Origin of the sequence: Pseudomonas veronii, assembly GCF_001439695.1 — a bacterium.
GTDB classification, from domain to species: Bacteria; Pseudomonadota; Gammaproteobacteria; order Pseudomonadales; family Pseudomonadaceae; genus Aquipseudomonas; species Aquipseudomonas veronii.
Genome location: NZ_JYLL01000022.1, coordinates 13,226 through 35,161 on the forward strand (window position 1 = coordinate 13,226; position 21,936 = coordinate 35,161).

Below are 21,936 nucleotides of genomic sequence, written 5' to 3' on the forward strand. Positions count from 1 at the left end.
GCCCTCCGTAATGCCTGAACAGAGTAGTCCCATGTCCGATCGTAGCGCTCGTCTGCAAGCCCTTCACCAAGCCCTCAAGGAACGCATCCTGATCCTCGACGGCGGCATGGGCACGATGATCCAGAGCTATAAGCTGGAAGAACAGGACTACCGCGGCAAACGGTTTGCCGACTGGCCGAGCGACGTCAAGGGTAACAACGACCTGTTGCTGCTCAGCCGTCCGGACGTCATCGCCTCCATCGAGAAGGCGTACCTGGATGCCGGCGCCGACATCCTCGAAACCAACACCTTCAACGCCACCCAAGTGTCCCAGGCCGATTACGGCATGGAGTCGCTCGCCTACGAGTTGAACGTAGAAGGTGCCCGCGTCGCGCGCAAGGTGGCCGACGCCAAGACCCTGGAGACGCCGGACAAGCCACGCTTCGTCGCCGGCGTGCTCGGCCCGACCAGCCGTACCTGCTCGCTGTCGCCGGATGTGAACAACCCCGGCTACCGCAACGTGACCTTCGATGAACTGGTGGAGAACTACACCGAGGCCACCAAGGGCCTGATCGAAGGCGGCGCGGACCTGATCCTCATCGAAACCATTTTCGACACCCTCAACGCCAAGGCCGCGATCTTTGCCGTGCAGGGTGTATTCGAAGAGCTGGGCTTCGAATTGCCGATCATGATCTCCGGCACCATCACCGACGCCTCCGGCCGTACCCTGTCGGGCCAGACCACCGAAGCGTTCTGGAACTCGGTCAGCCACGCCAAGCCGATTTCCGTGGGCCTCAACTGCGCCCTGGGCGCCAGCGAGTTGCGTCCGTACCTCGAAGAGCTGTCGAACAAGGCCAACACTTATGTGTCCGCGCACCCTAACGCCGGCCTGCCCAACGAATTCGGCGAATACGACGAATTGCCGGCGCAAACCGCCAAAGTCATCGAGGAATTCGCCCAGAGCGGCTTCCTGAACATCGTCGGTGGCTGCTGCGGCACCACGCCGGGGCATATCGAAGCCATCGCCAAGGCCGTGGCCGGTTACGCGCCGCGCCAGATCCCGGACATCCCCAAGGCCTGCCGCCTGTCGGGCCTGGAGCCGTTCACCATTGATCGCCAGTCGTTGTTCGTCAACGTCGGCGAACGTACCAACATCACCGGCTCCGCCCGTTTCGCCCGGCTGATCCGCGAAGACAACTACACCGAAGCCCTCGAAGTCGCCCTGCAGCAGGTGGAAGCCGGCGCCCAGGTGATCGACATCAACATGGACGAAGGCATGCTCGATTCGAAGAAGGCCATGGTGACCTTCCTCAATCTGATTGCCGGCGAGCCGGACATCTCCCGCGTGCCGATCATGATCGACTCCTCCAAGTGGGAAGTGATCGAAGCCGGCCTCAAGTGCATCCAGGGCAAGGGCATCGTCAACTCCATCAGCATGAAGGAAGGCGTCGAGCAGTTCATCCATCACGCCAAGCTGTGCAAACGCTACGGCGCCGCCGTGGTGGTGATGGCCTTCGACGAAGCCGGCCAGGCCGACACCGAAGCGCGCAAGAAAGAGATCTGCAAACGCTCCTACGACATCCTGGTCAATGAAGTCGGCTTCCCGCCGGAAGACATCATCTTCGACCCGAACATCTTCGCGGTCGCCACCGGTATCGAAGAGCACAACAACTACGCCGTCGACTTCATCAACGCCTGCGCCTACATCCGCGACGAGCTGCCGTATGCGCTGACGTCCGGCGGCGTGTCCAACGTGTCGTTCTCGTTCCGTGGCAACAACCCGGTGCGCGAGGCGATCCACTCGGTGTTCCTGCTGTATGCGATCCGCAACGGCCTGACCATGGGCATCGTCAACGCCGGCCAGCTGGAGATCTACGACCAGATCCCCGCCGAACTGCGCGACGCGGTGGAAGACGTGGTGCTCAACCGCACCCCGGACGGCACCGACGCCCTGCTCGCCATCGCCGACAAGTACAAGGGCGACGGCAGCGTCAAGGAAGCCGAAACCGAGGAATGGCGCGGCTGGCCGGTCAACAAGCGCCTGGAACACGCACTGGTCAAGGGCATCACCACGCACATCGTCGAAGACACCGAAGAGTCCCGGCAGTCGTTCGCGCGCCCGATCGAAGTGATCGAAGGCCCGCTGATGTCCGGCATGAACATCGTCGGCGACCTGTTTGGCGCGGGCAAAATGTTCCTGCCGCAGGTGGTCAAGTCGGCGCGGGTGATGAAACAGGCCGTGGCCCATCTGATCCCGTTCATCGAACTGGAAAAAGGCGACAAGCCGGAAGCCAAGGGCAAGATCCTCATGGCCACGGTGAAAGGCGACGTGCATGACATCGGCAAGAACATCGTCGGCGTGGTGCTGGGATGCAACGGCTATGACATCGTCGACCTGGGCGTGATGGTGCCGGCGGAGAAGATCCTGCAGGTGGCCAAGGAACAGAAGTGCGACATCATCGGGCTGTCCGGCCTGATCACCCCGTCCCTCGATGAGATGGTCCACGTCGCCCGCGAAATGCAGCGCCAGGACTTCCACCTACCGCTGATGATCGGTGGCGCCACCACCTCCAAGGCGCACACGGCGGTGAAGATCGAACCCAAGTACAGCAATGATGCAGTGATCTACGTGACCGACGCCTCGCGCGCGGTGGGCGTAGCCACGCAGCTGCTGTCCAAGGAATTGAAGGCCGGCTTCGTCGAGAAGACCCGCCTGGAATACATCGAAGTGCGCGAGCGCACCTCGAACCGCAGCGCACGCACCGAACGCCTGAGCTACCCGGCGGCGATCGCCAAGAAGCCGCAGTTCGACTGGAGCACTTACACGCCGGTCACGCCGACCTTTACCGGCGCCAAGGTGCTGGACAACATCGACCTCAAGGTGCTCGCCGAATACATCGACTGGACCCCGTTCTTCATCTCCTGGGACCTCGCCGGCAAGTTCCCGCGCATCCTCACCGATGAAGTGGTGGGTGAAGCCGCCACGGCGCTGTATGCCGACGCCCAGGAAATGCTCGCCAAGCTGATCGACGAGAAGCTGATCAGCGCTCGCGCGGTGTTTGGCTTCTGGCCGGCCAACCAGGTGAACGATGACGACCTGGAAGTCTACGGCGACGACGGGCAGCCCCTGGCAACCTTGCACCACCTGCGCCAGCAGATCATCAAGACCGACGGCAAGCCGAACTTCTCCCTGGCCGACTTCGTCGCGCCCAAAGACAGCGGCATCACCGACTACGTGGGAGGGTTTATCACCACCGCGGGCATCGGCGCCGAGGAAGTGGCCAAGGCTTACCAGGACGCGGGCGACGACTACAACTCGATCATGGTCAAGGCCCTGGCCGACCGCCTGGCCGAAGCCTGCGCCGAATGGCTGCACCAACAGGTGCGCAAAGACTACTGGGGTTATGCCAAGGACGAGCAACTGGACAACGACGCGCTGATCAAGGAACAGTACAGCGGCATCCGCCCTGCCCCCGGCTACCCGGCGTGCCCCGACCACACCGAGAAAGGCACCCTGTTCCAACTGCTGGACCCCGAGGCCCGCGAGATGCATGCCGGCCGCAGCGGCGTGTTCCTTACCGAGCACTACGCGATGTTCCCGGCGGCTGCGGTCAGCGGCTGGTACTTCGCCCACCCGCAGGCGCAATACTTCGCCGTGGGCAAGGTCGACAAAGACCAGGTGGCGAGCTACACCGCGCGCAAAGGCCAGGACCTGGCCGTGACCGAGCGCTGGTTGGCACCGAACCTGGGTTACGACAACTAAGCACGCGCAGATTGTCTATGCTTGCCTCACACATCTTGTGTCGAGGCACGTATGGACGATCCAGCCAACAACAAACCGCCTACCCTGTGGCAGATGCTGCACAGCGTCGTCGCCGCCGCCTTTGGCGTGCAGAGCGGCAAGAACCGCGCCCGCGACTTTACCCATGGCAAGCCCAGCCACTTTGTGATCCTGGGCATTCTGTTCACAGTGGTGTTTGCCTTGACGCTGTTCGGCATCGTCAAGCTGGTGTTGCTGCTGGCCGGGGTCTAGTGCAGCAGCAGACGCATGCTGAAGGGGTAACCATAGGACGCAGGCTTGCCCAGGGCGGACAGTGCGCGGAAATTTACCGTCGGCATGGGCCCCAGCAAGCGCCGCGCCTGGGCGGAATCGATCAGTTGGAATAGCGCCTCCTGGCGATCGCGCCCGCCGTGAGCGCCGATGTCCACGCCCTTGGCATCATCATTGATCAGCACCATCGCCCACCCGCCCACGGTGAAATGCCCGGCGACCAGGGACGACAACTGCCCGTTCAGACGCGCCTGCAAGATCTCCGGCGAACTGTTGACCGCACTGAACAGCGCGTCCTTGCCAGGCACGCGCCCGCTGTCCCGAAACGCCTGCATGGCACCCAGCGCCATCTGATCGTTGGCCGACCACACCAGCGCCGTGTGCGGGTAACGCTTGAACAGCTGCGTCGCTTGCTCGAAGGCGCGCTCACGGCTCCACTCGCCATAAACCAACTGACGCAGGCGCACCTCGGGGTGTTCGGCCAGCGCCCGGCGCATGCCCTGCTCTCGCAACAGGGCAACGGGAGTAGTCTTGATGCCGGAGAAGGCCAGCAGGTCGAGGGATTCGCCGGGCGCAACACGGCCGTGCTGGCGCAACATGTCCTTGAGCATCAGGTAGCCGGCCTCTTCGTCGTCGGCGACCAGGCTGCCGATCAGATCGATGCCCGTGCGGGCGCCCAACAACTGCACCTGGTCGGCGGTCAGCGCGCTGTTCACCACCAGTAATTTGACCCCACTGCCCTGGGCCATGCGCAGAATCTGCGGGGCGACATACTGCTCATTGACCAGCACCAGATAATCCGGCCGCTCGCGGCCTTGCAGTTCCTCCCGGGCCTGGACCAATGTGGTGTGAAGATCGCGCTCGCCATAGCGCACGCGCAAATCCAGGCCGAGGTCCTTGGCCGCGGCCTGCATGAATTGCGCGTAACTGACCCAAAAGGTTTCCGTCGACATGCCCGGGTTGAGAAACACCACCGACGCCGCCTGAGCCACGCCACAAAATGCTGGCCCCAGCAACCACACACACGTAAACAGAACCTTCACCATGGTTATTCAAGCCTTGAACATTGACCGCCATGATACTGGCAATCGGACAGTCATTCGAGGCTCAGTCAACGCTGTTTACTGGTGGCCGACCCAGAACACCGCCGTCCCTACCACGAGAATGATCAGAAATAGAATGGCCCAGGCATCCACGGTACTGTCGGGTTTACGGGCTTTTGTCGGATGGCTCATCGCATCGCCTCTTGTCGGTTTTATAGGTGATTGCATTCAGACTCGCCCACAGTAAAGTCGATGATTGCCCGCATGACAAATGCGTGTATACCGACAATCGTTCCCATTAGTCGATTTGGTTCTTTGCATATATTCAAACATCACTTTTGCGCATAAACGCAAACTGGTATCGTGCCCCGGCTCCGTTGGGAGTGCGCGGCCGTGCGCGCAGATTTGCCGAGAACAGGACCTATATGTACGTATACGACGAATACGATCAGCGCATCATCGAGGACCGCGTCAAGCAGTTCCGTGATCAGACCCGACGCTACCTAGCAGGTGAACTGAGCGAAGAAGAGTTCCGCCCTCTGCGCCTGCAAAATGGCCTTTATGTTCAGCGCTTTGCGCCGATGCTGCGGGTGGCCGTGCCCTATGGCCAACTGACTTCGCGCCAGACGCGCATGATGGCCAAGATTGCCCGCGACTTCGACAAGGGCTACGCCCACATCAGTACCCGCCAGAACGTGCAGTTCAACTGGCCGGCGCTGGAAGACGTGCCGGACATCCTGGCTGAGCTGGCCACCGTGCAGATGCACGCCATTCAGACCAGCGGTAACTGCCTGCGCAACGTGACCACCGACCAATTCGCCGGGGTTGCCGCCGACGAACTGATCGACCCGCGCCCCTGGTGTGAAATCGTCCGCCAATGGACCACGTTCCACCCAGAATTCGCTTACCTGCCGCGCAAGTTCAAGATCGCCATCAATGGCTCGACATCGGACCGTGCGGCGATCGAAGTACACGACATCGGCCTGGAGCCGGTCTACAACGCCGCCGGCGAGTTGGGCTTCCGTGTACTGGTAGGCGGCGGCCTGGGGCGTACCCCGGTGGTCGGCGCGTTTATCAACGAGTTCCTGCCGTGGCAGGACCTGCTGAGCTACCTCGACGCGATCCTGCGGGTCTACAACCGCTATGGCCGTCGCGACAACAAATACAAGGCGCGGATCAAGATCCTGGTCAAGGCGCTGACCCCTGAGGTGTTCGCGCAGAAAGTCGACGCCGAGATGGAACACCTGCGCGGCGGCCAGACCACCCTGACCGACGCCGAAGTCCACCGCGTGGCCAAACACTTCGTCGACCCCGAGTACAAAGCCCTGGGCAATCAGGACGCCGAACTCGCCGCGCTCGACCAGCAGCACCCAGGTTTCGCCCGCTGGCGTGTGCGCAACACCCTGGCGCACAAAAAGCCGGGCTATGTCGCCGTGACCCTGTCGCTCAAGCCTACCGGCGTCGCCCCCGGCGATATCACCGACAAGCAGCTGGACGCCGTGGCCGACCTGGCCGAGCGCTACAGCTTCGGTCAACTGCGCACCTCCCACGAGCAGAACATCATTCTCGCGGACGTTGAGCAGAGCCAACTGTTCACCCTGTGGGGCGAACTGCGCGAAGGGGGTTTCGCCACGCCGAACATCGGCCTGCTGACCGACATCATCTGCTGCCCGGGCGGCGACTTCTGCTCCCTGGCCAACGCCAAGTCGATCCCGATTGCCGAATCGATCCAGCGCCGTTTCGACGACCTGGACTACCTGTTCGACATCGGCGAGCTGGACCTGAACATTTCCGGTTGCATGAACGCCTGTGGTCACCACCACGTCGGCCACATCGGCATCCTGGGCGTGGACAAGAAAGGCGAAGAATTCTACCAAGTGTCCCTGGGTGGCAGCGCCAGCCGCGATGCGAGCCTGGGCAAGATCCTCGGCCCATCCTTCGCCCAGGAAGCCATGCCCGAGGTGATCGGCAAACTGATCGATGTGTACATCGAGCAGCGCACCGAAGATGAGCGTTTCATCGACACCTACCAGCGCATCGGCATTGACCTGTTCAAGGAGCGCGTCTATGCAGCGAATCATTAAGAACAACGAAGTCGTCGACGAAACCTGGCACCTGCTGCCCAAGGACGCGACCTTCGACGGCATCTCCAACTGCGACGACCTGATCGTGCCGCTGGCGCTGTGGCGCGAGCACGGTCATGCGCTCAAGGCCCGTGACGGCGGCCTGGGCGTGTGGCTGGACGCCGATGAAGAAGCCGAAGAGATCGGTGACGACGTGGCTCACTTCCAGGTCATCGCCCTGAACTTCCCGGCCTTCACCGACGGGCGCAACTACTCCAATGCGCGCCTGCTGCGTGACCGCTACGGTTACAAAGGCGAATTGCGCGCGATTGGCGACGTGCTGCGCGACCAACTGTTCTACCTGCACCGCTGCGGGTTCGATGCCTTCGCCTTGCGCCCCGACAAAGACCCGTATGAAGCGCTGGAAAGCCTCAAGGACTTTTCCGTGACGTACCAGGCTGCAACGGACGAGCCGCTGCCGCTGTTCCGTCGCCGTTAAGCGTTAGCATCGTGAAAAGCCCTGGCATGCCAGGGCTTTTTTATACATCGATTTTGATCGACGCCAGCACCTGCTTCTGCTCCATGGAACACGGCACCCCCTCCGGCTGCGCGCGCACCGCCGCGATCACGCCCAGCAACTGCGCCTTGCTGTGCGCCAATTGCGCCTGCATCCCTTCGATCTGCTGCACCTTACGCTCCAACGCCTCAATCAGCGCCTCGCGCTTGTGCTCGCCCGGCGCCGGCATCAGCGCCTTGAGTTCCTGCAAGGTAAACCCGGCCTGTTGGGCGCTCTGGATCAGTTGCAGGGTTTGCAGGGCCTCAGGGGCATAACGCCGATAGCCGTTGGCCTGCCTGCCCACCTGGCTGATCAACCCTTCGGCCTCATAAAACCGAATACGCGACGCCGCCAGCCCGCTCTGTTTCGCCAGTTCACCAATATTCATCGCCATGCCCGCTTGACATTAAAGTTAACTTTAAGCTTAGCCTGAGGCCTCCCCCCTTCAGGAGTCAACCATGTCACCTTTCGAACCCTTGCAACTGCCCAACGGCCAAGTCCTTGTCAACCGTATCGCCAAGGCTGCGATGGAGGAGAACATGGCCGACGCCCAACAAGCGCCGTCCCGTGAATTGAAGCAGTTGTACCAGGCCTGGGCGGATGGCGAGCCCGGCTTGCTGCTGACCGGTAACGTGATGATCGACCGCCGCGCCATGACCGGCCCCGGCGGCGTTGCGCTGGAGGACGAGCGGTCACTGGACAGCTTTCGCGAATGGGCCGCCCTCGGACGCAACAACGGCGGGCACTTCTGGGTGCAGCTCAATCATCCGGGGCGCCAGACGCCGGCCAACCTGCGCCAGCAAGCCTTGGCGCCGTCCGCCGTGGCCCTCGACCTGGGTATTTTTTCGAAGATGTTCGCCAAGCCCAGGGCTATGTCCGAAGACGAGATCCAGAACGTGATCACGCGCTTTGCCACCAGCGCGCGCCTGGCCGAGAAAGCCGGGTTTACAGGCGTGCAGATCCACGCAGCGCATGGCTACTTGCTCAGCCAGTTTCTCTCGCCCTTGAGCAACCGGCGCACCGATCACTGGGGCGGCTCGCTGCAGAACCGCGCACGCTTGCTGATTGAAGTGATCAAGGCCGTTCGCGCCAGTGTCAGCCCCTCGTTTTGCGTGGGGGTGAAACTCAACTCGGCAGACTTCCAGCGCGGCGGCTTCGACGCGGACGATGCGCGTGCCGTGATTGAGCTGCTCAATGCCCTGCCCATCGACCTGCTGGAGCTGTCCGGCGGCAGCTACGAAGCACCGGCCATGCAGGGCGAAGCCCGGGACGGGCGGACCCTGGCCCGCGAAGCGTATTTCCTGGAAATGGCCCGCGAACTGGCGACCCTCGCAAACATGCCGGTGATGGTCACCGGTGGCATTCGCCGCTTGCCGGTGGTGCAGCAAGTCCTCGACAGCGGCATCGCCATGGCCGGTATCGCCACCGCCCTGACCCTGGAACCGCAACTGATCAAACACTGGCGCGAAGGTCGCGACCCCAACCCGCAACTCACATCGATCAGTTGGAAGCGCAAGCCCCTCGCCGCCCTCGCCGTGGTGCGTCACCAGATGCGTTGCCTGAGCCGCGGCCATCGCCCCAATCCCAAGGTTGCGCCGTGCATGGCACTGGTCCGCGATCAATGGTTTATCGCCCGGCGCACTCGCCAATACCGCGCAACCATGACGCAATCTTCACATTAAGCACGGAGCATTCGCCGTGATCGAACTGTCCTCTATTGATCAGCCACTTTTAACCTCACTGACGATTGGAGTTCTTCATGGCGAAAATCAACCTGGCCCAGCAATTGGCAACCACCCTTGAACAGGCGGGCATCAAGCGCATCTGGGGCCTGACCGGCGACAGCCTCAATGGCCTCACCGACGCACTGCGCACCATGGACAGCATCGAGTGGATGCATGTGCGCCACGAAGAGGTCGCCGCGTTCGCCGCCGGTGCCGAAGCCGCCGCCACCGGCGAGTTGGCGGTGTGCGCCGGCAGTTGCGGGCCGGGGAATCTGCATTTGATCAACGGCCTGTTCGACTGCCATCGCAACCATGTACCGGTGTTGGCCATCGCCGCACAAATCCCGTCTTCCGAAATCGGCTTGAACTACTTCCAGGAAACCCACCCCCAGGAACTGTTCAAAGAGTGCAGCCACTTCATCGAACTGGTGACCAACCCCGAGCAGATGCCCCAAGTGCTGCATCGCGCCATGCGCGCGGCAATCCTCAATCGCGGCGTGGCGGTGGTGGTGATCCCCGGGGATGTGTCGCTGCTGGAAGTGGAAGACACGCTCAAACCCTGGCCGGCCCTGCATGCGCCGCGCACCCTGCCGGCGGAACAGGACCTGCAACGCCTCAGCGAAATCCTCGACAGCAGCCAGAAAGTCACCTTGCTGTGCGGCAGCGGATGCGCTGGCGCCCATGCCCAAGTGGTGGCCCTGGCCGATGCCTTGGGCGCGCCGGTGGTACACGCCTTGCGCGGCAAAGAGCACGTGGAATGGGACAACCCGTTCGACGTGGGCATGACCGGCCTGATCGGTTTCAGCTCCGGTTACCACGCCATGCTCAATTGCGACACGCTGATCATGCTCGGCACCGACTTTCCGTACCGCCAGTTCTACCCCACCGACGCGAAGATCATCCAGATCGATCGCAACCCCCAGGCGCTGGGTCGACGTGCCACCCTGGACCTGGGCATCGCCGCTGACGTGAGCGAGACGATCGATGCACTGCTACCGCGCCTGACCCGCAAGGCCGACCGCAGCTTCCTCGAAACGTCCTTGAAACACTACGAGAAAGCCCGCCAGGGCCTCGATGACCTGGCGCAAGCGTCGAAGGCCAACCGGCCGATTCACCCGCAATACGTGGCGCGCCTGCTCAGCGAACTGGCCGACGACGATGCGATCTTCACCGCCGACGTCGGCTCGCCCACCGTGTGGGCGGCGCGCTACCTGAAAATGAACGGCAAACGGCGCCTGATCGGCTCGTTCAACCACGGCTCGATGGCCAACGCCCTGCCCCAGGCCATCGGTGCCCAGGCGGCTTTCCCCGGGCGACAGGTGATCTCAATGTCCGGCGACGGCGGTTTTACCATGTTGATGGGGGATTTCATTTCGTTGGCGCAGCTGAAACTGCCGGTGAAAGTCATCGTGTTCGATAACGCATCACTCGGTTTTGTCGCCATGGAAATGAAAGCCGCCGGCTACCTTGAGGCCGGCACCGAGCTGAAAAACCCGGACTTCGCCGCCATGTCCAACGCCATGGGCATCCTGGGCATTCGCGTGGAGCAATCCGAAGACCTCGAACCGGCCCTGCGCCGCGCCCTGGCCCATGACGGCCCGGTGCTGGTGGACGTGGTGACGGCGACCCAGGAGCTGGTGATGCCACCCAGTATCAAGCTGGAACAGGCCAAGGGTTTCAGTCTGTACATGCTCAAGGCAGTGATGAGCGGGCGCGGGGATGAAGTGATCGAGCTGGCGCGCACCAACTGGTTACGCTGATGTGAGCACAGGCTGACGGGCTTGCTCGCGATTGCGCGGCTTCAGTGCATGCATCTTCAACTGATACATCGCCATCGCGAGCCAGCCCGTTTCCACATCGGCGATCAGCCGTGCTGTTTTTCTACCCACTTGCCGTAGGCATCGATAAACGCCTGCAGGAACGGCTTGGTTTTCTCCGACAGCTTGCCCGCCTCGTCGAACACACTGCCCGCGCCGCCCAGGTAGGCTTCCGGCTGCTGCATGCACGGCACGTCGAGGAACACCAGGGACTGGCGCAGATGGTGGTTGGCGCCAAAGCCGCCGACAGCCCCCGGCGACACACTGATAATCGCCCCCGGCTTGCCGCTCCAGGCGCTTTGCCCGTAAGGGCGCGAGCCCACATCGATGGCATTCTTCAGCGGGGCGGGCACGGAGCGGTTGTATTCGGGGGTCACGAACAGCACTGCGTCGGATGAACGCACTTGTTGACGGAAAGTACTGTAGGCTGCGGGCGGTGATGCCCCGTCGATGTCCTCGTTGTAGAGCGGCAAATCGCCAATTTCGACAATGTTCAATGTGAGGTTGGCGGGGGCCAGTTCGGCCAATGCCAGGGCGACCTTGCGGTTGATCGACTCTTTTCTCAAGCTGCCCACCAGGACGGCAATCGTGTAGACCTTGCTCATTGAGGTTTCCCGACGTCTGACTAAAGGAGCTTGTAGTTATAGAGCCTTCGCGACGCGTTCACCAGAAGGTTTTGATAATTCCCCCGGCGTCTGCCTCGCGACCACCCGCGTAGGAAGCGTCTGAAAACATCAACGAATAGTATTTTTTTTCCATAGGTAAACTACCCCGCTCCATGACGGTCTACAGAACCGCAAATCGAGTGTTTATCTCCAGAGGTTCTAAACAGATGGCAGCAGTACTTGTCGGACAGTTCCATGCCAGAGACGCAGAAGGACGCGTGTATTCGGTGCATGAGTTCCAGGAATCCACCCCGCCGCTAGACGGCCTGGCTGGCTCGGCGCCCACCACAACCTACAAGCTGGCCATTGGCGACCGTGTAGAAAAACTGGAAGGCGATGAATTCAAATTGATTCAGTCCGGGACCATTATCGTCCGCGAATCGGAAACCGTCCGCGCGCAATAAGCTTGAGCCCCCGAGCGTACCTGCTCAGTCCTGGCCATTGACGGCATTGACTGGGCCGGGCGATCACGGGCGGCGAACCTCCGTCACTTCAATCCCCGGGTCTCCCTCAACCTGTTTGAGCGTGACCATCAGTCGCCCCTTCTCGCCCTCGACGTCATACATCAAGCGCTTGTAGCCCGGCGTACCATACGCGGGATACGCCACCACCTGCCTGACCAGCGTGATGCCCAACACCGCACCCACCTGCGCGCCCACCTGTTCCTGGGAACGGATGAACGCATCGAGTGCGAGGTTTTCGGACGTAGTGTCGTCGGGATTGCTCAAGAGATAAGCGGCCACGCCTCCCACGGTCACCAGGACCAGCAGTTGCCTGGCCGTTACCCCGAAGAAGTTCGCGGGCATCGGCATTTGAGACCAGACCTGTTTTTGTTGTAAGTACCGGGTAACCGGCATTGGTCGTTGATGATCAGACCAACCATTCTAAACAGGTCGATGGGTAATGCCAGATGAATCAGTTGTCGCCGTAGGTAATATCCTTGTTATCCCCGACACCGCCCAACGTCCGATCCTTGCCGAAGGAGAACAGGTCGAACGGAACCTGGGGTTGGCTCGGCGGAAAGTGATACTGATAAGCAACACCCCACGGATCGGTCAGCAGCTCCTCGTTGACATAGGGGCCTTTCCAATTCGCGTCGGCGGCAGGCGGCTTGATCAACCCCTCCAGGCCTTCCTCATCGGTCGGATAACGGCCAGTGTCTTGATGGAAGTGCTCGACGGCCTTGCCCAGCTCGGCGACCTGGGCCTTGGCCGTAGCGATTTCCGTCAGGGTCATCTCGCCAAACAGCCGCGGCCACAATGCCAGGGCCAACACGCCGATGACGACGAGTACCACCAGCACCGCCCACCGCGTAAAGCCGCCGTGGGTGCGCCGGTTGCCGACTATGACTGGTGCAGACATTCTGAGCTCCCTTGTCGCTCGGTTGATACGCTCGTTATATGCCCTGCTTGTTGCAGTTGCGCAAGGCTAACGTAAGTCGATGCGAATCAACGCTCCCGCTGTTTTTTTCCAGGCCATTGAATCCCGGCCCTGCTGACCCTAGACTCCGGCCATGCGTTTACGTCATATCGAAGTGATTCAGGCCATCTTGCAGACCGGACACCTCGGCACGGCCGCCGAATGGTTGCAGCTTTCTGTGGGCGATGTGGACGCGACGCTCAAGGACGCCGAGCAGCAATTGGGCTTTATGTTGTTCGCCAGCGTGCGCGGACGCCTGCAGCCAACACGGGAAACCCTGGAGTTACAGGCGCAAATCGCCCATGTGTATGAAGCGCTGGAGCCGGTACAACGCTTGGCCAGCCGCCTGAAGCACCATCACGCGCCAACCCTGCGTGCCCTGTGTACGCCGCCCCTGGCCAATCAACTGCTGCCGCAAAGCATCGCCGTGCTGCGCCGACGCTTCCAGGACACGCCGTGCAACCTGTCGAGCCAGCCGACCCGCGAGATTGTCAGGAGCCTGTTGCTGCACGAGGCCGACGTGGGCCTGAGCCTGCATGACCCAGAACATCCGCAAATCCAAAGCAGCGTATTGGCCCAGGGCAAACTGCAACTGCTCGCGCCCCATGGCTGGCTCAAACCCAAGCAGAAGTACATCGCCCTGCAGGACCTGGCCGGGCAGTCGATGATCGGGCTGGAGGGCCAGGACCCGCTCAGTCGCCTGCTCGACGCCAAACTGCAAGCCCTGCGCCCGCTGCCGGTGGTGCAGACGCGGGTGCAGACTTACCAGATGATGCGCAGCATGGTGGAGGCCGGTGAAGGCCTGGCGATCGTCGATCCGTTCACCGCGTTCGGCGCCCGGGAGGCCGGGCTGGACGCGTGCCCGGTATCGCCGCCGATCATGGTCAGCCTGTATGCGCTGACCCTCAGGGAGGGCGTGACCTCACCGGCACTGAATGCACTGCTGGAGATTGTCACGCAGAAAGCCGAAGGCCTGCTCGCGAGCTGAACGCGTCAGACCGCTTCGATTTCCGCCTTGAACAAGCGATACCAGAAAATCGCCACCTCACGGGTTTGCGGGTCGATCCCGCGATAGCGCAGGTGGTCGATCCCGCCCACCACATACCCACAACGCTCATACAGGCGGCAGGCGCCGAGGTTGTTGTTCTGGGTCTCCAACATCATGCCCGGCAGGTTTTTCTTGCGACTCCAGAACTGCGCCACGTCCAGCAGCGCCTTGGCCACGCCGTGACGGCGCGCGGGCAACGCCACGGCCAGCTCATCGACGTGCGCGAAGCCATTCCAATTGGTACTGACCACGACATGCCCGACCGGTCTGTCGTCCAGAAAGGCCATGAAGATCGCGCTGTCGGGCGCATCGCGAAAGCTGGCGAACTCCTCCGGGTCGATGCCGTAGCACTTGCGGTACGGCAGGATGCGCTCCACGAGCCACTGTTCGACCCGCTTGCCCAGCTCCGGCACGCCATAGGCGCTGACCTCAAAACTGAAATCATTGCCCCACACGTAGGCGTCGAAGCCCTCGTCGGCGACCCGCACACTGAGCCCTGGATACTTCGGGTTCATTACAGCTTGCATAAACATCCTTATCCCTTGATGCAATCGACGGTGTAACAACGACCACTGCCGTCGTCTTCGTGTTGCAACCCATGAACATCCGCGACAAAGCCGGGGAAACTGCTATCGAACGTGCGGGCAAAGGCCAGGTAGTCGATGATCGAACGCGTTGACTCGGTAAAGCGCTCACCCGGCATGATCAACGGAATGCCCGGCGGATAAGGCACCAGCATCACCGCGGCGATGCGCCCAGCCAAGGCATCGATGGACACCGCCTCGACGTCGCCCCTGACCAACTGGTCATAGGCGTCGGCCGGTTTCATCGCGATGTCGGGTAACACGGTGTACATCCGCTTGAGGTGTTTGGCGGTGGCGTTGCTACGGTAACAGCTATGTAATTGGTCGCACAGGTCGCGCAGCCCCAGGCCTTGATAACGCACCGGGCCCTGGGCAAATACCGAAGGCAGGCAACTGGCAAGGCTGACATTGGCGTCGTAGTTGCGTTTGAATTCCAGCAATTCGGTGAGCAAGGTACTCCATTTGCCCTTGGTGATGCCCATGGAAAACAGCACGAGGAACGAATACAGGCCGGTCTTCTCCACCACTAGACCACGCTCCCAGAGGAATTTGCTGACCACCGCAGCGGGAATCCCGCAGTCGCTCAACGCGCCGCCGGCAGTGAGCCCGGGCATCACCAACGTGACTTTGATGGGGTCCAGCAGCACGTAATCTTCGGCCACGTCGCCAAAGCCATGCCAGTCATCCTCGGGCTGCAACAGCCAATCCGCCGTGGCGACCCGGTCGATGCCGGCCACGGACGGCGGCTGCCAGATGGAAAACCACCAGTCTTCGGCGGCGATGTGCTGGCGCAGGTTGGCCAGGGCACGGCGGAAGCTCAAGGCTTCGTCGAACATTTCCTGCAGCAGCGAGCGCCCCGCCGGGCCTTCCATCATCGCCGACGCCACGTCCAGCGAGGCGATGATGCTGTATTGCGGCGAGGTGGAGATATGCATCATGAACGCTTCGTTGAACCGATCGCGGTCCAACTGCCGCGCGCCGCCGTCCTGCACATGGATCATCGAGGCCTGGCTGAATGCCGCCAGCAACTTGTGCGTGGAATGCGTGGTGAACACCAGCGGGCTGTCCGGCGTGCGCGACGTGCCCATGCCATAGCGCCCGGCAAAGAACTCGTGGAACGCCGCGTAGGCGTACCAGGCCTCGTCGAAGTGCAGCACCTCGACACTGTTGCCCAATTGCTGCTTGATCAGCTCGGCGTTGTAGCACAGGCCGTCGTAGGTGGAGTTGGTGACCACCGCCAGCTTCACTTTCGCCGGCCGCCCGCGGGTCAATGGGCTGGCCTCGATCTTGGCGCGGATCGACGCGGGGCTGAATTCACTGAGGGGAATCGGGCCGATAATGCCCAGTTCGTTGCGCTCCGGGCACAAGTACAGCGGGATCGCGCCGGTCATGATGATCGAGTGCAACACCGATTTGTGGCAGTTGCGGTCGACCAGCACCAGATCATCTCGAGCAACCATCGAGTGCCAGACGATCTTGTTGGCGGTCGAGGTGCCATTGATCACAAAGAAGGTGTGATCGGCACCGAAATTCCGCGCAGCACGCGCTTCGGCTTCGGCCAGCGGCCCGGTGTGATCGAGCAGCGAGCCCAGCTCCGGCACAGACACGGACAGGTCGGAGCGCAGCGTGTTTTCCCCGAAGAACTGATGAAACGCCTGCCCCACCGGGCTTTTGCGATAGGCCACGCCGCCACCGTGACCGGGGGTGTGCCAGGAATAATTGGAGTCGGCGGTGTGTTGCACCAGGGCTTTGAAGAAGGGCGGCAGCAGGCCATCGAGGTACGTGCGCGCGGCTCGGGCGACTTGCCTGGCGAGAAACGGCACGGTGTCTTCGAACAGGTAAAGAATGCCGCGCAGTTGGTTGAGTTCGCTCATCGCATCAGCCGGGGCGTTTTCCAGGGTGACTTGTTCACCCAGGGCGAAAATCGGCAGGTTGGGCGCCCTCAGTCGCGCCAGGCGGATCAGTTCGACCATGTTTTGCAGCAGATGGGTGTTTTCCCCAGCACCTTCGGCGGCGATCAGCATGCAGGCCAGGCCATGGTGGGTCGAGGCCACCAGCCGGCCTTCGGCGTAGTCCACCGCAGAAAAGATACTGAAGCCCTCTTGTTCCAACTCTTGAGCGATACCCCGAACCCGGTCGCCGGCAACGGTGTCGGCCTTGATGTCGCGATGCACGATAAGGATGGGGAACTTCAGGTCTTTGTACATGGGGGCTTTGAGTCCTGAGGATGATGCACTCAGGGTAGAAGCTGTGAGCGGATGTAGCGAATGAAGATTTTGAAAGCAGCGACTCACCAATGTGGGAGGGAGCAAGCTCCCTCCCACATTGTTGAATTGCGCTCAGCCAGATTATTGCTGGGTCAGTTGGGTCCACAACGCCGGCGCGCCCGCCGACTTGGCAATCGCTTCAAGCCGCGCCGCATGCTCGGCGAGGTCCTGCGCGCTGGCGCGGATGATCGGCGTCGGTTTGCGATCCGCCGGCAGGCGACGAATTTCCGAAGGGCGATTGCCCGAACCTTCCGCCGAACCGGCACCGTCGGAGGCATTGCCGGCCAGGGACAGGCTGGTCTGCCCGCCGGTCATGGTCAGGTAAACGTCGGCCAGGATCTCGGAGTCGAGCAACGCGCCGTGCAGCTCACGGCCGGAGTTGTCGACGCCATAGCGTTTGCACAAGGCATCCAGGCTGTTGCGCTGGCCCGGGTGACGCTCACGGGCCATCATCAGGGTGTCGAGGATCGAGCAGTGCCGGGAAATATCCGCGCGATCCGTCTGCCCCATCAGGGCAAATTCGTTATTGATGAAGCCGACGTCGAACGCCGCGTTATGGATGATCAACTGCGCGCCGTTGATGAACTCGAAGAACTCGTCGGCGACTTCCGCGAAGCGCGGCTTGCCTTTGAGGAATTCGTCGGTGATACCGTGGACGCCGATCGCGCCCTCGTCACTTTCGCGGTCCGGTTGCAGGTAGACGTGGAAGTGACGACCGGTGAGGCGACGGCCCATGAGTTCGACACAGCCGATTTCAATGATCCGGTGACCATCGGTCACCGGCATGCCGGTGGTTTCGGTATCGAGTACAACAGATCGGATGGCCATCAGGGTTCAGCTCTCAACGGTGTGGTGTATTTCAAGGGGCGCAATCTTAACACGTCAGCCGGCATCAGCCCTGCTTGTAGCCCCGCACTTCGTCGACGCCACGGTTGGCCAACTGGTCGGCACGCTCGTTGCCATGGTGGCCGATGTGCCCGCGCACCCATTTCCAGGTGATGTTATGGCGGTTGCATTGCTCATCGAGCAGTTGCCACAGGTCGGCGTTCTTGACCGGCTCTTTGGCCGCCGTCTTCCAGCCGCGCTTCTTCCAGTTGACCATCCACTCGTTGATGCCCTTCATCACATATTGCGAGTCGGTCACCAGCAGCACGTCGCAACGCCGCTTGAGCTCTTCGAGGCCGCGAATGGCGCCCATCAGCTCCATGCGGTTGTTGGTGGTGTTGGCTTCGCCGCCCCACAGTTCCTTCTCCACGCCCTTGCACACCAGCAAGGCGCCCCAGCCGCCGGGGCCAGGGTTGCCTTTACAGGCGCCATCGGTGAAGAGTTCAACGCTATCGGTCATCGGTTACATCCATCAAAACGGGTTGCCGGGCTTAGGCCGGCAGTATCCCGAGGCCGACTGATCCGGCCTGAAATCAAAAAGAGGGTTCTACGGTTGGCTTTGCTTGCGGTTGACCTTGGCCATCGGCATCGGCACCAGTTTGCCCATGGGTTGGCGTAGCACCTGACGCACCGGCCGCAGCCCGACCACGATCTTGCGTGCGACCAGTAAATAGAAGCCGCCACCCGACAGCTGCCAAGCCCCCGCCCGACGCTCCCAGCCGGCCAGACGGGCCTGCCACTTGGTCGACGCCAGCGGCGGACGATAGCACCCGAAGCGGCGTTTCTCCAGCGCGAAGCCCAGCAGGTTCAGCCAGTCCCCCACCCGCGACGGCGAAATGCAACGGGCCTGGCGCAGGCCGTCATGGGCGAACACATGGCGCAGGCCCCAGCTGCTCCAGGGGTTGATACCGACAATCAGCAAATGGCCACCTGGGCGCACGCTGCTGGCGGCTTCGCGCAACAAACCATGGGGTGACAGGCAGAAATCCAGGCCGTGCTGCAGCACCACCACATCGGCGGCGTGCTCGCTCAACGGCCAGGCCTGCTCTTCGCAGACGATCTCCACCCCCGGCAACGGCGCGCCCAGGCGCACATTGCGTTGCACCTGCGGCGCGGACGGCGGCGTCTGGGCCGACGGGCCGTAATGCACCAGGTAACCGCCAAAGAACCGGCCCAGCTCGTCTTCGAGCATGCGCCGTTCTTCATCCAGCAAAAATTGCCCGATCGGCCCGGACAGCCAGTCACGGGCCGCGCTGATCAGGGCCAGCCATTCAGGATCGGCCTGGGCGAACGCTTTATCAGTCATTGCATTCTCCAACTCGCCTAGACGTTCTAAGATGCACCAATGTGTTCAGCTTGGCGAATCGAAGAATGATACAGATCAGTGCCCTGCCCGCCTTCACCGATAACTACATCTGGTTGTTACAGGAACCCCAGTCCCGCCGTTGCGCCGTGGTCGACCCCGGCGATGCCGCCCCCGTGCTGGCCTGGCTCAAGCAGAACCCGGGGTGGACGCTCAGCGACATCCTCGTCACCCACCATCACCATGATCATGTGGGCGGCGTCGAAGCGCTGAAACGCGTGAGCGGCGCCACGGTCTACGGCCCGGCCCACGAAACGATCCCGGCGCGGGACGTTGCCCTGCAGGACAACCAGCGCATCAGCGTGCTGGGTTGGGACTTCGCTGTGTACGCCGTCCCCGGCCACACCCTCGGCCATATCGCCTTTTACCACCCAGGCGTGCTGTTTTGCGGCGACACGCTCTTCGCCGCCGGTTGCGGCCGCCTGTTCGAAGGCACGCCGGCGCAAATGCATGCCTCGCTGCAACGCCTGGCCGCCCTGCCCGCCGACACGCGGGTGTACTGCACCCATGAATATACACAGAGCAATCTCAGGTTTGCCCAGGCAGTGGAACCGGACAACGCCGATATCGCCGAACGGGTGGAAAACGTCAACCGACTGCGCGCCCGTGGCGAGATCACGCTGCCGTCCAACCTGGCCCTGGAAAAACGCACCAACCCGTTTCTGCGTACCGCTGAAACATCCGTTAAACAAAAAGCGGACGAACGGAACGGCCGCGACAACCGCTCTGGGGACGAGGTATTTGCTAGCTTGAGGGCTTGGAAAGATAAGTTCTAACGTGACGCAATCTGATACGTAATTTCTGAATGGTTGACCGGAACCAAAGCGCTTTCTAGAATCGCCCGACATTTTTGCCCGGAACTTACTTCCAGCCAATGTCGTCATCTACTCGTAAATCCAATCATTCAGACGCATTGACCCGCCTGGCTCAAGCCGTGGCGGTGGCTGTCTCCGCAACTCTGGCGGGCTGCCAATCGACAAATTTCGCTGCACAATCCACCGTGCAACCCAAACCGAATCTTGCTGCCAAGATCAAGCAAAAACCTATTTGGCTCTCAGAGAAGCCGAGCCCCGAAGCGCCCCAGGATGTCTGGGAACGCATGCGTCGGGGCTTTCAATTGCAGGACGGTCTCGGCGTCAACCCGCGTATCGAGCAACAACGCCTGTGGTTCGCCAGCAACCCGTCCTTCCTGGAGAACGCCGGCGAACGCGGCAGCCTCTACATTCATTACATCGTCGAACGCCTTGAAGAACGCAACATGCCCCTGGAGCTGGCGCTGCTGCCAGTGATTGAAAGTGCCTACAACCCAATGGCCTATTCGCGCAGCGATGCCGTCGGCTTGTGGCAGTTCATTCCCTCCACCGGGCGTTACTTCAACCTGCGCCAGACCCGCGCCTACGACGGTCGTCGTGATATCACCGCGTCCACCACCGCCGCCCTGGACTATCTGACACGTCTGCATGACATGTTCAACGGCGACTGGCTGCTGGCCCTGGCCGCGTATAACGCTGGCGAAGGCACGGTAAGCCGGGCGATCGAGCGCAACGAGAAGCTCGGCCTGCCGACCGACTACTGGAACCTGCCCCTGCCCCAGGAAACCAAGGACTACGTGCCCAAGTTCCTGGCGCTGTCCCAGGTGGTGCTGGCCCCGGATGCCTACGGCGTCAACCTGAACCCGATTGCCAACACGCCGTACTTCGAAGTGGTTGAAGTCAAGCAAAGCATGGACCTGTCACGGGTCGCCGCGCTGGCCGAGATCGACGAAGACGAACTGTTCCAGCTCAACCCGGCCCTGAAGCAACGCACCACCCTGGACGGCCCCCAGCATTTGCTGGTGCCCAGCTCCAAGGCGCAACTGCTGACCAGCAGCCTTTCGGCGATGAAGCCTGAAGAATTACTGGCATTACGCCCTAAAAAGCCGGTTTTCGACGAAGTCGAGAGCAAATCCGTGGCCGGCCGCAGCCGTAGCTACAAAGTGCGCAACGGCGACAACCTGACGCTGATCGCCAAGACCAACAAGGTCGACGTGCATGACCTGCAGCGCTGGAACAAGCTCAACGGCCAGGCACTCAAGGTCGGCCAGACCCTGGTGATGCAGGACACGCGCAAGCTGGTGGCCAAGGCCGACAGCAAGAAGCCAGTGCAGTACAAGGTCAAGAAAGGCGACTCGCTGTATATCGTCGCCAAGCGTTTCAACGTCGAGATGCAACATCTCAAGCGCTGGAACCCACGCACTGGCATGGCGCTCAAGCCTGGGCAGATGCTGGTGGTTTCCGGGCCAAGATAAACCGCAGGCAAGCGCGCTCCTGTGGGAGCTGGCTTGCCTGCGATGCAGACACCGAGGTGTATCAGTTACATCAGGGTGATGCCATCGCAGGCAAGCCAGCTCCCACATTTGATCTCTACGCCGCTCAATACCTCGCCAGCCTCCTGCCACCCTTCCCAACAGCCTTTTTCCAACCGGAACAAGCT

20 protein-coding genes are annotated in these 21,936 nt (G+C 61.7%); 10 read left to right on the forward strand and 10 right to left on the reverse strand.

Features of this window, described 5'->3' with window-relative positions:
* Nucleotides 1–31 precede the first annotated feature (31 nt).
* Nucleotides 32–3,742 carry a methionine synthase gene (metH, locus tag TU80_RS22130; protein ID WP_017846602.1) on the forward strand — a complete coding sequence of 1,237 codons (3,711 nt, stop codon included), beginning with the start codon at nucleotides 32–34 and terminating at the stop codon, nucleotides 3,740–3,742.
* Between the two features lie 51 nt (nucleotides 3,743–3,793).
* Nucleotides 3,794–4,012 carry a DUF2970 domain-containing protein gene (locus tag TU80_RS22135; RefSeq protein WP_046383139.1) on the forward strand — a complete coding sequence of 73 codons (219 nt, stop codon included), beginning with the start codon at nucleotides 3,794–3,796 and terminating at the stop codon, nucleotides 4,010–4,012.
* On the opposite strand, the gene TU80_RS22140 is transcribed toward TU80_RS22135, so the two are convergent.
* Nucleotides 4,009–5,076 (reverse strand): ABC transporter substrate-binding protein, encoded by a 1,068-nt coding sequence (locus TU80_RS22140; RefSeq protein ID WP_057005420.1) that lies wholly within the window; start codon nucleotides 5,074–5,076, stop codon nucleotides 4,009–4,011. The genes TU80_RS22135 and TU80_RS22140 overlap by 4 nt on opposite strands.
* Nucleotides 5,077–5,498: 422 nt before the next feature.
* Between TU80_RS22140 and TU80_RS22145 the strand changes: the two genes are divergently transcribed.
* Together TU80_RS22145 and TU80_RS22150 are read left to right on the forward strand one after the other, a co-directional pair.
* Nucleotides 5,499–7,157 (forward strand): nitrite/sulfite reductase, encoded by a 1,659-nt coding sequence (locus TU80_RS22145; RefSeq protein ID WP_046383137.1) that lies wholly within the window; start codon nucleotides 5,499–5,501, stop codon nucleotides 7,155–7,157.
* Complete coding sequence (locus TU80_RS22150) at nucleotides 7,141–7,635, forward strand: DUF934 domain-containing protein (protein ID WP_017846607.1); 495 nt, start codon at nucleotides 7,141–7,143, stop codon at nucleotides 7,633–7,635. The genes TU80_RS22145 and TU80_RS22150 overlap by 17 nt, the downstream gene beginning before the upstream one ends.
* A gap of 40 nt (nucleotides 7,636–7,675) precedes the next feature.
* On the opposite strand, the gene TU80_RS22155 is transcribed toward TU80_RS22150, so the two are convergent.
* Nucleotides 7,676–8,080 (reverse strand): MerR family transcriptional regulator, encoded by a 405-nt coding sequence (locus TU80_RS22155; RefSeq protein ID WP_057005451.1) that lies wholly within the window; start codon nucleotides 8,078–8,080, stop codon nucleotides 7,676–7,678.
* A 70-nt stretch (nucleotides 8,081–8,150) separates the two neighbouring features.
* Between TU80_RS22155 and TU80_RS22160 the strand changes: the two genes are divergently transcribed.
* Nucleotides 8,151–9,374, forward strand: a complete 1,224-nt coding sequence (locus tag TU80_RS22160; RefSeq protein ID WP_057005421.1) for an NADH:flavin oxidoreductase/NADH oxidase family protein — start codon at nucleotides 8,151–8,153, stop codon at nucleotides 9,372–9,374.
* 77 nt (nucleotides 9,375–9,451) lie between these two features.
* Entirely contained in the window at nucleotides 9,452–11,176 is a 1,725-nt protein-coding gene (poxB, locus tag TU80_RS22165; RefSeq protein ID WP_057005422.1) for a ubiquinone-dependent pyruvate dehydrogenase, read from the forward strand.
* A 104-nt stretch (nucleotides 11,177–11,280) separates the two neighbouring features.
* On the opposite strand, the gene TU80_RS22170 is transcribed toward poxB, so the two are convergent.
* On the reverse strand, nucleotides 11,281–11,838 hold the full coding sequence (locus TU80_RS22170; protein WP_017846611.1) for an NADPH-dependent FMN reductase: 558 nt from the start codon (nucleotides 11,836–11,838) through the stop codon (nucleotides 11,281–11,283).
* A 227-nt stretch (nucleotides 11,839–12,065) separates the two neighbouring features.
* On the opposite strand from TU80_RS22170, the gene TU80_RS22175 reads away from it, so the two are divergent.
* Nucleotides 12,066–12,302 carry a hypothetical protein gene (locus TU80_RS22175; protein ID WP_046383133.1) on the forward strand — a complete coding sequence of 79 codons (237 nt, stop codon included), beginning with the start codon at nucleotides 12,066–12,068 and terminating at the stop codon, nucleotides 12,300–12,302.
* Nucleotides 12,303–12,365: 63 nt separating this feature from the next.
* On the opposite strand, the gene TU80_RS22180 is transcribed toward TU80_RS22175, so the two are convergent.
* Nucleotides 12,366–12,710 carry a hypothetical protein gene (locus TU80_RS22180; RefSeq protein WP_017846613.1) on the reverse strand — a complete coding sequence of 115 codons (345 nt, stop codon included), beginning with the start codon at nucleotides 12,708–12,710 and terminating at the stop codon, nucleotides 12,366–12,368.
* A 103-nt stretch (nucleotides 12,711–12,813) separates the two neighbouring features.
* Nucleotides 12,814–13,260 (reverse strand): type II secretion system major pseudopilin GspG, encoded by a 447-nt coding sequence (gspG, locus tag TU80_RS22185; protein WP_057005423.1) that lies wholly within the window; start codon nucleotides 13,258–13,260, stop codon nucleotides 12,814–12,816.
* 151 nt (nucleotides 13,261–13,411) lie between these two features.
* Here gspG and TU80_RS22190 point away from each other — a divergent pair, with 151 nt between their 5' ends.
* Entirely contained in the window at nucleotides 13,412–14,305 is an 894-nt protein-coding gene (locus tag TU80_RS22190; RefSeq protein WP_017846615.1) for a LysR substrate-binding domain-containing protein, read from the forward strand.
* 5 nt (nucleotides 14,306–14,310) lie between these two features.
* Here the strand turns inward: TU80_RS22190 and TU80_RS22195 are convergent, their stop codons facing one another.
* From TU80_RS22195 to TU80_RS22215, 5 genes are all read right to left on the reverse strand, one after another.
* Entirely contained in the window at nucleotides 14,311–14,880 is a 570-nt protein-coding gene (locus tag TU80_RS22195; protein WP_057005424.1) for a GNAT family N-acetyltransferase, read from the reverse strand.
* A 20-nt stretch (nucleotides 14,881–14,900) separates the two neighbouring features.
* Entirely contained in the window at nucleotides 14,901–17,156 is a 2,256-nt protein-coding gene (locus TU80_RS22200; protein WP_046383130.1) for an Orn/Lys/Arg family decarboxylase, read from the reverse strand.
* A 141-nt stretch (nucleotides 17,157–17,297) separates the two neighbouring features.
* Nucleotides 17,298–18,038, reverse strand: coding sequence for a DNA polymerase III subunit epsilon (dnaQ, locus tag TU80_RS22205; RefSeq protein WP_164887049.1), 741 nt, complete (start codon nucleotides 18,036–18,038; stop codon nucleotides 17,298–17,300).
* Between the two features lie 70 nt (nucleotides 18,039–18,108).
* Entirely contained in the window at nucleotides 18,109–18,561 is a 453-nt protein-coding gene (rnhA, locus tag TU80_RS22210; RefSeq protein WP_017846619.1) for a ribonuclease HI, read from the reverse strand.
* 87 nt (nucleotides 18,562–18,648) lie between these two features.
* Complete coding sequence (locus TU80_RS22215; RefSeq protein WP_017846620.1) at nucleotides 18,649–19,407, reverse strand: class I SAM-dependent methyltransferase; 759 nt, start codon at nucleotides 19,405–19,407, stop codon at nucleotides 18,649–18,651.
* 65 nt (nucleotides 19,408–19,472) lie between these two features.
* On the opposite strand from TU80_RS22215, the gene gloB reads away from it, so the two are divergent.
* Together gloB and TU80_RS22225 are read left to right on the forward strand one after the other, a co-directional pair.
* On the forward strand, nucleotides 19,473–20,240 hold the full coding sequence (gene gloB / locus TU80_RS22220; protein ID WP_057005425.1) for a hydroxyacylglutathione hydrolase: 768 nt from the start codon (nucleotides 19,473–19,475) through the stop codon (nucleotides 20,238–20,240).
* Nucleotides 20,241–20,338: 98 nt separating this feature from the next.
* Nucleotides 20,339–21,751: a lytic transglycosylase domain-containing protein gene (locus TU80_RS22225; RefSeq protein WP_057005426.1), complete on the forward strand. Its 1,413-nt coding sequence runs from the start codon at nucleotides 20,339–20,341 to the stop codon at nucleotides 21,749–21,751.
* The last annotated feature ends 185 nt before the right edge of the window (nucleotides 21,752–21,936 follow it).